Origin of the sequence: Geothrix sp. 21YS21S-2 (assembly GCF_030846775.1) — a bacterium.
In the GTDB taxonomy this organism is placed as follows: Bacteria; Acidobacteriota; Holophagae; order Holophagales; family Holophagaceae; genus Mesoterricola.
Genome location: NZ_CP132910.1, coordinates 5,107,599 through 5,119,781 on the forward strand (window position 1 = coordinate 5,107,599; position 12,183 = coordinate 5,119,781).

The following is a 12,183-nucleotide window of genomic DNA, read 5'->3' on the forward strand; positions in this document are numbered from 1 at the left end:
CATGACCTTCACCTTCGACCCTGAATCCGCGGACTGCTCGGGCGCCCTGGCGCGGCTGGGCGCCATCGGGTTCACCGAGGCCGCCGTGGCGGAGCGGCTCGGCCTGGAGGACCTGAACGACCTCCAGTGGAAGGCGGCGCCCATCTATCGGCAGGCGCGCCTGGCGGAGCGGGATCCCCTGGCCTCGGCCATCGACCTCTTCGTCCTCCAGGGCGCCCTGGAGGCCCGGGAACTGGGCCGGCTCTTCGACCCGGAGGCGCAGGGCGCCCTGGTGCGCGCGGGGCTCCTGGCGCGCGCCGGAGCCCAGGTGCGGGCCCGGGCCTCCGTGTACCCCGTGGGGTCCCGCCTCGTCGTCTCGGACCACGCGTGGGTCGACGGCGGCGCCGTCCCCCGCGACCAGGTCATGTACGTGGGCACCGACAGCCGCTGGCTGGCGCGCGCCACGGTGCGCCGGCCCGTGGCGGCGTCCCTGGACCTCTGCTGCGGGTCGGGCATCCACGCCCTCCTGGCGGCCTCCCACGCCGGGACCGCCACCGCGGTGGACATCAACGCCCGAGCCGTGGCCTGCACCGCCTTCAACGCCCGGGCCCTGCGCCTGGCCAACCTGGAGGCCCTCCAGGGCGACCTGTACGCCCCGGTGGGGGACCGGCGCTTCGGGCTGATCACCGCCAACCCCCCCTTCGTGCCCGCCCCCGCCCAGGAGGTGGACTACCGGGACGGCGGGCCCAGCGGCGAGGACGTCCAGCGGCGCATCGTCGAAGGGCTGCCCCGCCACCTGGCCCCGGGCGGCCTGGCCCAGATCGTGACGGAGCTCGGAGAGCGGGAGGGTGAGCCCCTGGAGGACAGGCTGCGCCTCTGGCTCGGCGGCGCCCCCATGGACGTCCACATCCTCCGCCTGCGCGTCCACCCCGCCCAGGTGTACGCGATCGGCCACGCCGTGGGCGACGACAACGCCGCCTTCCTCGCCTCCGTGGGCCGCTGGCACGCGAACCTGCAGGCCCAGGGGTACGACCGGGTGGTCTCCGTGCTGCTGGCCTTCCAGTGGAGCGACGACCCGTGGACCCGGGTGGACGAGGCCGTGGCCCCCTCGCGCGACGCCGGCGCGGAGGTGGAGGCCCTGTTCTCGGCCGAGCGCCTCGCCCGGGACCCCTCCCTCCGGGACCGCCTGCAGCGGGGGCGCGTCGTCCTGGCGGGTCCCGTGGCCCTCCTGGAGGCCCGGGCCCTGGGCATGCGGGTGCCCCCCACCACCCAGGCCCGCCTCGCCGCCCAGGCCATGCCCGTGGAGCACATCCTGGCGCCCCTGGAGCGGGACCTGCTGGAGCGCCTGGACCCCGGCGCCTCCGTGGCGGACCTCCTGGCCGCGGCCGCCTCCGCCGGCATCCCCGCCCAGGCCGTGATGGACGCCCTGGTGGCCCTGGTGCACAAGGGCCTGGCCCGCCCCGCATGACCACCTGGCACCTCTACCTCCTCCAGTGCGGCCGGTCCATCTACACCGGCATCACCACCGACGTGGAGGCCCGGTGCGCGGCCCACGCCGCCGGCAAGGGCGCCAAGTTCACCCGGGGCCGGGCGGGCCAGAAGCTCCTCTTCCAGGCCCCCGTCGGCACCCGCAGCCAGGCCACGCGCATGGAGCGGGCCGTCAAGCGCCTCTCCCACCAGGGGAAGCTGGACCTGGCCGAAGGCCGGGAGCCCCTGCCCGAGGTGGAGTGAGGGGACGGGTCATCGAGGAAACTGGAAAAGATGGGATGTCTGGTTCTGGACCATATTCCAGGATGTCCACCGGATGCAGCATTACCCGGATATTCACCGGATTGGGCTCCGGGGCGGCTGGAAGGGCGGCGGGAAAGGCGGCCGTGGAACCGGCCAGGGACGGAGCACCGGTGGCGGGCAGGGGCGGGGAGGGAAGGGGTCCAGATGGGGGAATTCCCGGATGGGGCCGGGGGAGCCGCCGGTGATCGAGAGGGCTTCGGATTCGCGGAGGGGACGCATGGGGCCTCCATGGAGGGCTCTGGACCTCAGGATGGGCCGGGCCGCTTTCCAGGCCAGGGCGGCGGCGACTTCCGTCCGGGTTCCGCCGGGTTTCAGCACGGACCTCAGCCTGAGATCCACTGAGACGGATTTGTCCGCGGTTTCCATTTTGGGTTCTGCACGGAGTACTTGTTCTCGACGAACCCAAGATGCCACGAGTTCACGGGTGCCGACCTGTTTCCCGATGAATCCGGAGAACCCCAACGAAGAGCCTATCGCCGAGTCGCCGAGGCAGCCGAGGATCGCCGAAGAATAAAAAAAGATCTTTTCCCGGCGAACCTCGCCCCTCGGCGATGGGCTTTTCGTTTCAAGTAGTCTGAATGAAGGGGGTCAGGACGGCCTTCCTTCCGCGGATGCCGAGACCCGGCAGGTGCTCTGGGGCGGACGCACCCAAACCTCGGGCCACACGGGCAGGAGGCCAGGCGCGTCAGTTCCCCTTCCCGGTGCCCAGCAGCTTCCCCACCGCGCTCACCAGGTGCTCCGCCTCGGCTTCCGGCGGCAGGACCGGATGATCGCCCGGCACCAGGTCCCCGACCCCCAGGAACGGGATGCCCGCCAGTTCGGCGGCATGGCGGTCATGGGGACGGTCGCCCACGTAGAGGTGCGGGCCCTTGCAGCCGGCCATGGCCATGCGGATGAGGCCGGCGCGGTCCAGCCGGGGCAGGCTCCCCAGGCGGGGGATGCGCGGATCCACGCCCAGGAGGCCGGCCTTGAAGGCGAGGACCCTCGGGACGTTCCCGGAAACCAGCCAGACGGCGCGGCCGGCGTCCACCAGGCGGGCCATGCCGTCGATGAGCCCCCGGAAGGCGGTGGGGGCGTGGCCCTGGGGGTGGAAGGCGTCCTCGAACCGGGCGAGGCACGCGGCCTCGTAGGCGGCGTAGTGGGCCTCGGACATGGGGACTCCGAAGCGCATGGCGTGGAGCTCGCCCATGATCTCCCAGTCGGTGGAGCCGGTGCAGCGGCGCAGCTGCTCCACGGTGGGTTCGGCGCCCCAGAGGTCGCCCAGGGCCTTCCTGAGCAGCACGTAGCCGCCGCCGAACTGTCCGAGTGTGCCGTCGAGGTCGAAGCAGAGTGGCATGCCTCCATTCTGGGGCAAAAAGGCGTGGCTGGGCGGGGATCCGGAGGCTACCCTGAATTCATGCGGTATTTCTCAGTGATCCTGGCGTCGGCCCTCATGGCCCTTTCTGTCGATGCGGCCGGATCCGGGGGGACCGTCCTGGACTACAAGGTCGTGGTGCGCATGCGGGACGGAGGCGCCCCCCTCGAGAGCCGCCTGCAGGTGGTCACCACGGCGCCCGTGGCCACGCACAACAGGGTCAAGCGCCCCCGGTTCGTGGGCTGGAGGATCCGGGCCTTCCCGGGCAAGGGGGGGCTGCCCCCCGCGTCGGTGCTGACCCGGGTGGAGAGCCTCCTGTACCTTGAAGGCCCCACGTCGGGGGTGGTGCCCAGGGAGGGGGGGATGCGTTTCGGCAAACGGTTCTGCCGGCTCTGGCAGGCCCTGACGCCCTCCTCCGTGGGGGCGTTCGTGTACCTGGCCGAGGTCTCCCCGAACCTCCTGGCCCTCTCCTACCTGAGCGCCAGCCTTCCGGAAGGGGACCTGGCCTCCATCGAACTCCACCTGGAAGGGGTCAGCCTGGGACCCGCCCCGGCCCCGGCCGAGGACGGGACGGTGCTCCTGCGCACCCTGCGCAAGTGGGGCGCCCTGCTGGACGACGATCAGCAAGTAATGGTTACAGAGCAGATACAGTGACCCCTCCGGGGTCGGTTATCCTGATGGACCGGGGGGATCATGGCTTTCAAGGACGAGTGCGGCGTATTCGGGATCTGGCCTGAGCTGGAAGCCTCGCGCCAGACCTACCTGGGGCTCTATGCCCTGCAGCACCGTGGCCAGGAGGCCGCGGGCATCTGCTCGCGCGACCAGGGCCGGCTCCACCTGCACAAGGGCCAGGGCTACGTGGCCGACGTCTTCACGGAGGCCACCCTGGACCGCCTCCCCGGGGACGGCGCCATCGGGCACACCCGGTATTCCACCACGGGCGGCAACGTGGCCTCGGCGGCCCACCCCTTCCTGGTGGAGGGCCGGTTCGGGCAGATCGCCCTGTGCCACAACGGCAACCTGACCAACACCGAGGAGCTGCGGAACCGCCTCATCCAGGAGGGCCAGGTCTTCTCCAGCCCCTCGGATTCCGAAGTGATCCTCGCCCTCATCAACCGGGCCCGGGCCGCCAGCGTCGTGGACGCGGTGGTGGAGGCGCTCCGGCAGGTGGAGGGGGCGTTCTCGGTGCTGATCATCACCAAGGACAAGTTCATGGCGGCCCGGGACCCCCGGGGCTTCCGGCCCCTGTCCATCGGGCGTCTGGGGGAGGCCACGGCCTTTTCCAGCGAGACCTGCGCCTTCGACCTGCTGGGGGCCGAGTACGTGCGCGAGGTGGAGGCCGGCGAGCTGGTGGTGCTGGACCGGGAAGGGCTCACGTCCGTGTTCCCCAGGGAGCGGATCCAGGCCCGGCCCTGCGTGTTCGAGCACGTGTACTTCGCCCGGCCCGACTCCTTCGTGTACGGCCTCTCCGTCATGGCCACCCGCCGGGAGATGGGGCGCCTCCTGGCCAGGCGCCACGGCGTCGCGGCCGACCTGGTGGTGCCCGTGCCCGACTCGGGCGTCTCGGCGGCCCTGGGCTACTCCGAGGAATCCGGGATCCCCTTCGACTTCGGCCTCATCCGCAACCACTACGTGGGACGCACCTTCATCGAGCCCAAGCAGAGCATCCGCTCCTTCGGGGTGAAGGTGAAGCTCAACCCCGTGCGCGAACTCCTCCGGGGCAAGCGCGTGGTGCTGGTGGACGACAGCGTGGTGCGGGGCACCACCAGCCGCAAGATCGTCTCCATGGTGCGCGCCGCGGGGGCCGCGGAGGTGCACATGCGCATCTCCAGCCCGCCCACCACCCACCCCTGCTTCTACGGCATCGACACGCCGGACCGGGAGCACCTGCTCGCGGCCACCCGGAACCTGGAGGAGATCCGGACCTTCATCGGCGCGGACACCATCGGCTACCTGACCCTGGAGGACCTCCAGTCCACCGTCCAGGACCTCGACGGGGGCCACTTCTGCTACGCGTGCTTCACGGGGGACTACCCCGTGCTCCCCCTGGGCGCCGCGAGCCGCTGCGGATGACCGGCCCGGCCGGGCCGGGCGGGCCCCTCCCATCCCAGTTCGAGGACGGCCTGCGCCTTCTGGCCGCGGCCCTGGCCCTCAAGGGCGACAGCCGCAGCGCCCCCGCCGCCACCACCGCCGCGTGCTCGGCCATCCAGCGCTTCCTGAAGATCCTCGAGGCCGGCGCCGCGCGCCGCCTCCCGGACCCCGGCGGCAACGTCGAGCGGCTCAGGGCCCAGTGCGGCGCCCTCCTCACCCTGCGCCAGGACCCCGCCTCCGCGCTGGACCACACCCTGGAGGCCGCGCGGCTCGCCCGGGACGAGGCGGCCCGCGTCATCGCGCTGCTGGCGGTGAGCCATGACTAGGATCGCGGTGCTCGGCCCCACGGCCTCGGGCAAGTCGGCCCTGGCCATCGCCCTGGCCCGGCGCATCGGCGGCGAGGTGGTCAACGGCGACCCCTTCCAGGCCTACCGGGACCTGCCCGTGGGCACGGGCCAGCCCAGCGAGGCCGAGCGGGAGGGCATCCCCCACCACGGCTACGGCGTCCTGCCCCTGGAGACCGCCGTGAATCCGGCCTCCTTCGGGGAGCTGGCCCGGGGCTGGATCGGCGCCTGCGCCAACCCGGTGCTCGTCACCGGGTCCGGCCTCTACCTCCGGGGCGTCTGGGACCAGCTCACGCAGCTGCCCGACGTGCCCGAGGCGATCACCGCCAAGCTGCGCCGGTGGGTGGACCTGCTGGGCTCCCCGGCCCTGCACCGCTACCTGGCCGCGGTGGACCCCGCGCGCGCCGCCCAGCTCCATCCCAACGACCGCTCCCGGGTGCAGCGGGCCCTGGGCCTCCACCTGGCCACCGGGAGCCGCGCCTCGCTCTTCCTGGACGGCGTGGACCGGGGCGTGCCCGAGGGCTGGCTGGCCATCCTCGTGCTGCCTTCCCGGGAGCGCCAGCGGGAACGGGTGGCCGCCCGGGTTCGCCAGATGATCCGCGCCGGCTGGCAGAAGGAGGTGGCCGCCCTCCAGGGCACCCCGGCGGAGGCCGCGCTGCGCCGCCTGCGCCCCCTGGGCTACGACGTCTGGATGGACGAGCCCCGGGGCGCGGGCGCCCGCATCATCCTGGACACCCGCGCCTACGCCAAGCGGCAGGGGACCTACTTCCGCAACCAGTGGCCGGACGTGCCGGTCTGGGATCCCGACGCCGAACCGGTGGAGGCCGCGTTCGCCAAGCTGGGCCTCTGAGCCCGGGCCTTCCGGAGCTCCGGGTCAGCATTAAATTATTCCAGGCGCCTCCTGGCGTCGCTGGAATCCATGGCTATAGTTCCTGAGGTATTGTGCCATCGGAACCCTTTGCGCCTGGAGGCCCCATGACGTGGTTCAAGTCCCTCCGGCTGGCCACCCAGCTCATCACGGCCTTCGTGGCCGTGGCCCTCATCACCGTCGTCGTGGGGATCTTCGGCATCCGCGCGTCCTTCGACCTCCACCGGATGATGGAGGACGCCTACTCCAACTGCACCCTGGCGGTGATCAACACCAGCAACGCCACCTTGGCCCTGGCCAACTGCCAGAGGGCCCTGGGCAACATCGTCCTGGCCCAGGACACCGCCTACCGCACGGGCCAGATCGATCACATGGGCAAGTACCGCTCCTCCGTCGCCGACTGGGTCGCCCGGGAGCGGAAGACCATGATGGGCGAGGCCGAGGTGGCCCAGTGGAAGCTCTACGACCAGTTGTGGGAGCCCTACGTCACATCCACCCGCAAGCTCGTCGCCCTGGCCGAGGCCGGCAAGCGCGCCGAGGCGGAGAAGTGGCTGGTCGGGGACGTGCGCCCCACGTACGGCGCCGTGGAGAAGCTCCTGGCCGAGGTGGTGGAGATCAACCGGCTGAACGCCGAGGCCGCCAACAAGGCCGGCCAGGCCGTGTACGAAAAGGTCCGCTGGCAGGCCGGGACGCTCGTCGCCGCCTGCTTCGTGCTCTCCATCCTGCTGGGGGGCCTGGTGACCCGGATTATCAAGGGCCAGGTGGGGGGCGAACCCGCCCTTGCCGCCTCCATCGCCCAGCGCGTGGCCCAGGGCGACATCACCATGGAGGTCCCGGTCGCCGAGGGCGACGCCACCAGCATGATGGCCGCCATGAGGACCATGGTCGCCACCCTCTCGCGGGTCCTGGCCGAGACCCAGAAGGTCGTGGAGGCCGCGGGCCGGGGCGACTTCCACCAGCGCATCGCCGTGGAGGGAAGCCGGGGCTACATCCTGGCCCTGGGCACGTCCCTCAACACGCTCTCCGAGACCTGCCAGAAGGGGCTCAGCGACGTGCGGCGGGTCATGGAGGCCGCGGCCAAGGGCGACCTGTCGGAGCGGATCACGGTGGCCTACGAGGGGGAGTTCCTGCGCCTCAAGGATGCCTCCAACGCCACCGTCGAGAAGCTGTCCGAGACCATCGGCGGCGTGCTGGAAGCCTGCAGCAGCCTCGTGGAGGCGTCCGAACAGCTCAGCTCCACGGCCCAGGCCCTGAGCCAGGGCGCCTCGGAACAGGCCGCCAGCGTGGAGGAGACCAGCGCGTCCATGGAGGAGATGAGCGCCTCCATCGCCCAGAACAACGAGAACGCCAAGGTCACCGGGGACCTCGCCATCAAGACCGCCCGCGAGACCGTGGAGGGCGGCGCGGCCGTGCGGGAGACCGTGGACGCCATGAAGCAGATCGCCCGGAAGATCGCCATCATCGACGACATCGCCTACCAGACCAACCTGCTGGCACTGAACGCCGCCATCGAGGCGGGGCGGGCCGGGGAGCACGGCAAAGGCTTCGCCGTGGTGGCCGCCGAGGTGCGCAAGCTGGCCGAGCGCAGCCAGATCGCGGCCGAGGAGATCAGCGCCCTGGCCTCGGGCAGCGTGGAGCTGGCCGGGAAGGCCGGGAACCTCCTGGAGACCATCGTGCCCTCCATCCAGAAGACCGCCGACCTGGTGCAGGAGATCGCCGCGGCATCCAGCGAACAGAACTCAGGCGTGGGCCAGATCAACGCCGCCATCGGCCAGATCAGCCAGGCCGTGGCCCAGAACGCCGCAGCCTCCGAGGAACTGGCCTCCACCTCGGAGGAGGTCAACGCCCAGGCCCTGGAACTCCAGGCCGCCATGGACTTCTTCAGCCTGGGCGAAGAGGCCCGTCCCTCCCGGGGGCGCCGCGGGGTGCGGCCCCCGCCCAGGAAGGGCGGCGCGCCGGCGCGGATGGGCTCCAAGGAGGCCCACGCCGAGCAGGACTTCACGAGGTTCTGACCCGGGCCGTACGGCCGTATCCGCCGCCCCGTCTCACCCTTCCCTGGCGGGAGCAGGCGATGCCGCGGGGACCTTGGCCCGTTCCCTCAGGTCCACGATGCGGGCCCGCACCTCGGCCATGAGGTCCTCCTTCGTCTCGAAGTCCCTGGGGTGGATGGGCTGGCCCACGGTGATGACGTACTTCCACGGCCGCACCAGGAGCTTGCCGGGGGGCAGCATGTGGTAGGCGCCGCCGATGCCCAGGGGGAGGATGGGGGTGTCGGCGTCCACGGCCAGGGCGAAGCCGCCCTTCTTGAAGGGGAGCAGCTCCCCGGTGCGGGTGCGGGTGCCCTCGGGGAAGAGGACGACGCTCTTGCCGCCCCGTATCTGGCGGGCGGCCTCGGCGATGCTGGCCACGGCCTTCTCGCGGTTGCTGCGGTCGATGAAGATGGTGCCGGCCATCATGGCGGCCCAGCCCACCGGGACCATCCACTTCAGCTCCTTCTTGGCCAGGTACACGGCCGGGATGGGCAGGGTGCCCATGAGCACGGGCGGGTCCAGGAGGCTCTCGTGGTTGGCCATGAAGATCACCGGCTGGCGGCGCTCCCGGATGTCCTCGGGCAGGTCCTCCCACCCGATGAGCTCGTTGTGCATGCCGAAGAACCGGAAGATGGACCGGCTCCACAGCGGCCCAAAGGTCCAGAAGCTCCGCTTGGGCCCCAGGAAGGGCGCCCCCAGGATGATGGTGACGGCCGTGAGCGGAAGGCTCACCAGCCCCCAGGCGGTGACCGTCGCCCTCCACGGCCAGGTGCTCTTCCAACCTCCCACGATGGGCTCCATGATCAGGCCGGGAGGGCCCTGGGGAAGAGGATGTGGTTCTCGAGGAAGAGGTGGAGGTGCAGGTCGTCCTCCAGATTCCGCAGGCCCAGGTAGATGGCTCTCAGGTGCGCCGGGGAGTCCGGGGTGATCTCGTAGTCGGAGGTGATGAGCCGGATGTTGTGGAGGAGCTCCTCGGCGGCCTGGTGCTCGGCGGAGATGGTGCGGGCCTGCTCCGAGGGGGTGCTGAGCGAGATGGGCGTCACGCCTCCGTTTTCGGCGGCGCAGATGGCCGGGAAGAGGTTGCGCTCCTCCATCTGGAAGTGGGCCACCAGGTCCCTGGCGAGGCTGGCGAAGTGGACCTTGATGCGGATGAGGACGGCCTGGGCGGGGCCGGGGATGGCCAGGCCCGCGTCCAGGAGCTTCTGGATGCGCACCAGCTCCTCCCGGGTGAAGGCGTGGTGATGGTGCACGATGTGGTGGACCAGTTCGGGGATGGTCGCCATCATCCAGTCGCGCGGCGCCTGGGGCTTGAGGGCGTCCAGCTCCTGGGCGACCTTGTCCGGCGCCAGGCCCTGGACCTTGCAGGCCTCGGCGAGGGTCAGGCCCCCCTGGCCGTGCACGTCGATGCCGAGGCGGCAGAGGTGGCGGGTCACGGCCTGGCTGGAGGCGGCCAGCTGTTCGATGGGGCTGGAGGTGTCGATGGGCATGCGGGAGTCCTGGATTGACGCGAGCTAGTACCTTATCACGGCACCGGGTCGTGGCCGCCGTGGCCGAAGGGGTTGCATCGGAGGATCCGCCAGGTGGTGAGGGCCCCTCCCCGGAGGGTCCCGTACTTCCGCACGCAGCCCAGGCCGTAGTGGCTGCAGGTGGGGGTGAACTTGCACTGGGAGGGCAGGGCGGGGCCCAGGGTGGCCTGGTAGGCCCGGATGGCCCCCCGGGCCACCCAGGCCGTGGGCTGGAAGGGCACGGGCAGGAAGGCCTCCAGGATCAGGTAGATCCCGCAGGCCAGCAGGGGATGGGCAAACAGCGCGTCGATCACCCGCCGGACTCCCGTCACGCGTCCTTCTCTGCCTTGAACCGGCGCGCCTCCTCCAGGAAGGCGGGGACCAGGTCGGCCTCCTTGACCTTGCGGATGAGGATGCCCTTGCGGTAGATGAGGCCCTCGCCGGCGCCGCCGGCCACGCCCAGGTCCGCGTCCCGGGCCTCGCCGGGACCGTTGACCACGCAGCCCATGACGGCGTACGTGACGTCCTCGTGGTTGATCTCGCGCAGGCCCTCCTCGATCTGGTGGGCGACGGTGTTCAGGTCGATCTGCACCCGGCCGCAGGAAGGGCAGCTGACCATGTGGAAGCCCCCCGTGCGCAGCTCCAGGGCCCGGAGCAGCTCGTGGCCGATCTTGCACTCCTCCTCGCCGTCGCCGGTGAGCGAGACCCGGATGGTGTCGCCCAGGCCTTCGGCCAGGAGGATGCCCAGGCCGGCGCTGCTGCGGATGGTGGCGCCCCAGGGGGTGCCGGCCTCGGTGATGCCCAGGTGGAAGGGGTAGTCCACCTGCTTGGCCAGCAGCCGGTAGGCCTGCACGGTGCGCACCACGTCCGAGGCCTTGAGGCTGATCTTGGTGTTGAAGAACTGTTCCTTCTCCAGCATCTCCAGGTGCCGCAGGGCGCTCTCCACCATGGCCTCGGGGGTGGCCGTGCCGCCGAACTTCTCCACCAGGTCCTTCTCCAGGCTGCCGGCGTTGACGCCGATGCGGATGGGGATGCCCAGGCCGCCGGCCTTCTCCACCACGGCCCGCACCCGGTCCTGCCCCCCGATGTTGCCCGGGTTGATGCGCAGGCAGGCGGCGCCGCCGTCGGCGGCCACCAGGGCCAGGCGGTAGTCGAAGTGGATGTCGGCCACCACGGGGATGGGACTGCGGGCGGTGATCTCGTGGAACACCTCCCCGGCCTTCTTGGTGGGCACCGAGACCCGCACGATCTCGCAGCCGGCGGCCGCGTACGCGTAGATCTGCTTGACGGTGGCCTCCACGTCCCGGGTGTCGGTCTTGGTCATGCTCTGCACGGTGATCGGGGCATCCCCTCCCACGGGCACGCCACCCACCAGGATCTGGCGGGTCTTGCGCCGGGGCGCGAGGGATCGGGAAGCAAGTTCGGACATAGGTGGACCTCGGCCAGCTCCGCGCTGGATCTCCCCAGTCTAATCCTGATCCGCCGGGTCGGTAATGGGGGACTGGAACGGTTGCCGGCTGCTGAGGGCCAGATCCAGGATCCGCCCCGATGCGTAAGGCTTTGTGATGTACGTGTGCAGGTTCTGGATCTGGTTCAGCACCTTGTTGGTGCTTTCGAGGCAGTCCCTCAGGTCCCGGAGCTCGGAGGGGGTGGGGGGCGTGCTGGACTTGATGAAGCGGTCCAGCAGGATCTGGGCGGAAGCCAGGGGCTGGGCCAGCTCGTGGGCCGTGCCGCCGGCGACCTCCAGGAGGGCCCGGTTGCGCTCCCCGGCCAGGGCCGCGTCCCGCTGGCGGGAAAGGCGCACCATCATGCGCAGCTTCACCAGGAGTTCGCTGAACACGTAGGGCTTGACCAGGTAGTCGATGCCCCCGGAATCGATGCCCTCCTTCACCCAGTCCTCCCCGATGCGCACCGCGCTGATGAAGATGAGCGGGGTGGTGGCGTTGAGCTGGGACCTGCGGATCTGCCGGCAGGCCTCGATGCCGTCCATGCCGGGCAGGCTGACGTCCATGAGGATGCCCTCGAACACCAGCCGGGAGCAGACCTCCAGGGCCTCGTCCCCGCTCTGCACCAGGGTCAGGTTGAAGGGGAGGTTGCGCAGCTCCCGTTCGTGGACTTTGAGGTTCCCGATGAGGTCGTCGACGATGAGGATGCGTCCGGGGTTCGCAGGCGTCGGAATATAGGAATCGATCATGGGGCTCCCGGATAGCAGATTAACTCC

The 12,183-nt window shown here is 70.9% G+C and carries 13 protein-coding genes; 7 read left to right on the plus strand and 6 right to left on the minus strand.

Annotation, left to right across the window (positions count from 1 at the left end; all coding sequences use genetic code 11):
- Window position 1: 1 nt before the first annotated feature.
- Both RAH40_RS22395 and RAH40_RS22400 read left to right on the plus strand, forming a co-directional pair.
- A complete protein-coding gene (locus RAH40_RS22395; RefSeq protein WP_306599864.1) occupies window positions 2–1,447 on the plus strand; it encodes a methyltransferase in 1,446 nt (481 codons plus the stop codon).
- A complete protein-coding gene (locus RAH40_RS22400; RefSeq protein WP_306599865.1) occupies window positions 1,444–1,710 on the plus strand; it encodes a GIY-YIG nuclease family protein in 267 nt (88 codons plus the stop codon). Before RAH40_RS22395 ends, RAH40_RS22400 begins: the two co-directional genes overlap by 4 nt.
- Window positions 1,711–2,455: 745 nt before the next feature.
- Here the strand turns inward: RAH40_RS22400 and RAH40_RS22405 are convergent.
- Window positions 2,456–3,106 carry an HAD family hydrolase gene (locus RAH40_RS22405; RefSeq protein WP_306599866.1) on the minus strand — a complete coding sequence of 217 codons (651 nt, stop codon included), beginning with the start codon at window positions 3,104–3,106 and terminating at the stop codon, window positions 2,456–2,458.
- A 60-nt stretch (window positions 3,107–3,166) separates the two neighbouring features.
- On the opposite strand from RAH40_RS22405, the gene RAH40_RS22410 reads away from it, so the two are divergent.
- The 5 genes from RAH40_RS22410 to RAH40_RS22430 all read left to right on the plus strand — a co-directional run bounded on the left by RAH40_RS22410 (window position 3,167) and on the right by RAH40_RS22430 (window position 8,439).
- Window positions 3,167–3,778, plus strand: coding sequence for a hypothetical protein (locus tag RAH40_RS22410; protein ID WP_306599867.1), 612 nt, complete (start codon window positions 3,167–3,169; stop codon window positions 3,776–3,778).
- Window positions 3,779–3,817: 39 nt separating this feature from the next.
- Entirely contained in the window at window positions 3,818–5,197 is a 1,380-nt protein-coding gene (gene purF / locus RAH40_RS22415; RefSeq protein ID WP_306599868.1) for an amidophosphoribosyltransferase, read from the plus strand.
- Window positions 5,194–5,541: a hypothetical protein gene (locus RAH40_RS22420; protein WP_306599869.1), complete on the plus strand. Its 348-nt coding sequence runs from the start codon at window positions 5,194–5,196 to the stop codon at window positions 5,539–5,541. Before purF ends, RAH40_RS22420 begins: the two co-directional genes overlap by 4 nt.
- Window positions 5,534–6,409 (plus strand): tRNA (adenosine(37)-N6)-dimethylallyltransferase MiaA, encoded by an 876-nt coding sequence (gene miaA / locus RAH40_RS22425; RefSeq protein WP_306599870.1) that lies wholly within the window; start codon window positions 5,534–5,536, stop codon window positions 6,407–6,409. The genes RAH40_RS22420 and miaA overlap by 8 nt, the downstream gene beginning before the upstream one ends.
- Window positions 6,410–6,534: 125 nt before the next feature.
- Window positions 6,535–8,439 carry a methyl-accepting chemotaxis protein gene (locus tag RAH40_RS22430; protein ID WP_306599871.1) on the plus strand — a complete coding sequence of 635 codons (1,905 nt, stop codon included), beginning with the start codon at window positions 6,535–6,537 and terminating at the stop codon, window positions 8,437–8,439.
- Window positions 8,440–8,472: 33 nt separating this feature from the next.
- Here RAH40_RS22430 and RAH40_RS22435 read toward each other — a convergent pair whose 3' ends face one another.
- Genes RAH40_RS22435 through RAH40_RS22455 form a run of 5 tightly spaced genes read right to left on the minus strand, consistent with a single transcriptional unit; the run spans window position 8,473 to window position 12,156 of the window.
- Window positions 8,473–9,246: a 1-acyl-sn-glycerol-3-phosphate acyltransferase gene (locus tag RAH40_RS22435; RefSeq protein WP_306599872.1), complete on the minus strand. Its 774-nt coding sequence runs from the start codon at window positions 9,244–9,246 to the stop codon at window positions 8,473–8,475.
- A gap of 14 nt (window positions 9,247–9,260) precedes the next feature.
- Window positions 9,261–9,944, minus strand: a complete 684-nt coding sequence (locus tag RAH40_RS22440; RefSeq protein ID WP_306599873.1) for a hemerythrin domain-containing protein — start codon at window positions 9,942–9,944, stop codon at window positions 9,261–9,263.
- A gap of 35 nt (window positions 9,945–9,979) precedes the next feature.
- Complete coding sequence (gene yidD, locus RAH40_RS22445; protein WP_306599874.1) at window positions 9,980–10,294, minus strand: membrane protein insertion efficiency factor YidD; 315 nt, start codon at window positions 10,292–10,294, stop codon at window positions 9,980–9,982.
- The gene (gene ispG / locus RAH40_RS22450) at window positions 10,291–11,391 is read right to left on the minus strand and encodes a flavodoxin-dependent (E)-4-hydroxy-3-methylbut-2-enyl-diphosphate synthase (RefSeq protein WP_306599875.1); all 1,101 of its coding nucleotides are present in this window, start codon (window positions 11,389–11,391) and stop codon (window positions 10,291–10,293) included. Before ispG ends, yidD begins: the two co-directional genes overlap by 4 nt.
- A gap of 39 nt (window positions 11,392–11,430) precedes the next feature.
- A complete protein-coding gene (locus tag RAH40_RS22455) occupies window positions 11,431–12,156 on the minus strand; it encodes a response regulator (RefSeq protein ID WP_306599876.1) in 726 nt (241 codons plus the stop codon).
- Window positions 12,157–12,183 lie beyond the last annotated feature (27 nt).

Bases quoted from the DNA above. Each gene is read 5' to 3' on its own strand.
- RAH40_RS22400 (WP_306599865.1), top strand. From the start codon at position 1,444: ATGACCACCTGGCACCTCTACCTCCTCCAGTGCGGCCGGTCCATCTAC.
- RAH40_RS22420 (WP_306599869.1), top strand. From the start codon at position 5,194: ATGACCGGCCCGGCCGGGCCGGGCGGGCCCCTCCCATCCCAGTTCGAG.
- RAH40_RS22410 (WP_306599867.1), top strand. From the start codon at position 3,167: ATGCGGTATTTCTCAGTGATCCTGGCGTCGGCCCTCATGGCCCTTTCT.
- RAH40_RS22455 (WP_306599876.1), bottom strand. From the start codon at position 12,156: ATGATCGATTCCTATATTCCGACGCCTGCGAACCCCGGACGCATCCTC.
- RAH40_RS22440 (WP_306599873.1), bottom strand. From the start codon at position 9,944: ATGCCCATCGACACCTCCAGCCCCATCGAACAGCTGGCCGCCTCCAGC.
- RAH40_RS22395 (WP_306599864.1), top strand. From the start codon at position 2: ATGACCTTCACCTTCGACCCTGAATCCGCGGACTGCTCGGGCGCCCTG.
- ispG (WP_306599875.1), bottom strand. From the start codon at position 11,391: ATGTCCGAACTTGCTTCCCGATCCCTCGCGCCCCGGCGCAAGACCCGC.
- purF (WP_306599868.1), top strand. From the start codon at position 3,818: ATGGCTTTCAAGGACGAGTGCGGCGTATTCGGGATCTGGCCTGAGCTG.
- miaA (WP_306599870.1), top strand. From the start codon at position 5,534: ATGACTAGGATCGCGGTGCTCGGCCCCACGGCCTCGGGCAAGTCGGCC.
- RAH40_RS22430 (WP_306599871.1), top strand. From the start codon at position 6,535: ATGACGTGGTTCAAGTCCCTCCGGCTGGCCACCCAGCTCATCACGGCC.
- RAH40_RS22405 (WP_306599866.1), bottom strand. From the start codon at position 3,106: ATGCCACTCTGCTTCGACCTCGACGGCACACTCGGACAGTTCGGCGGC.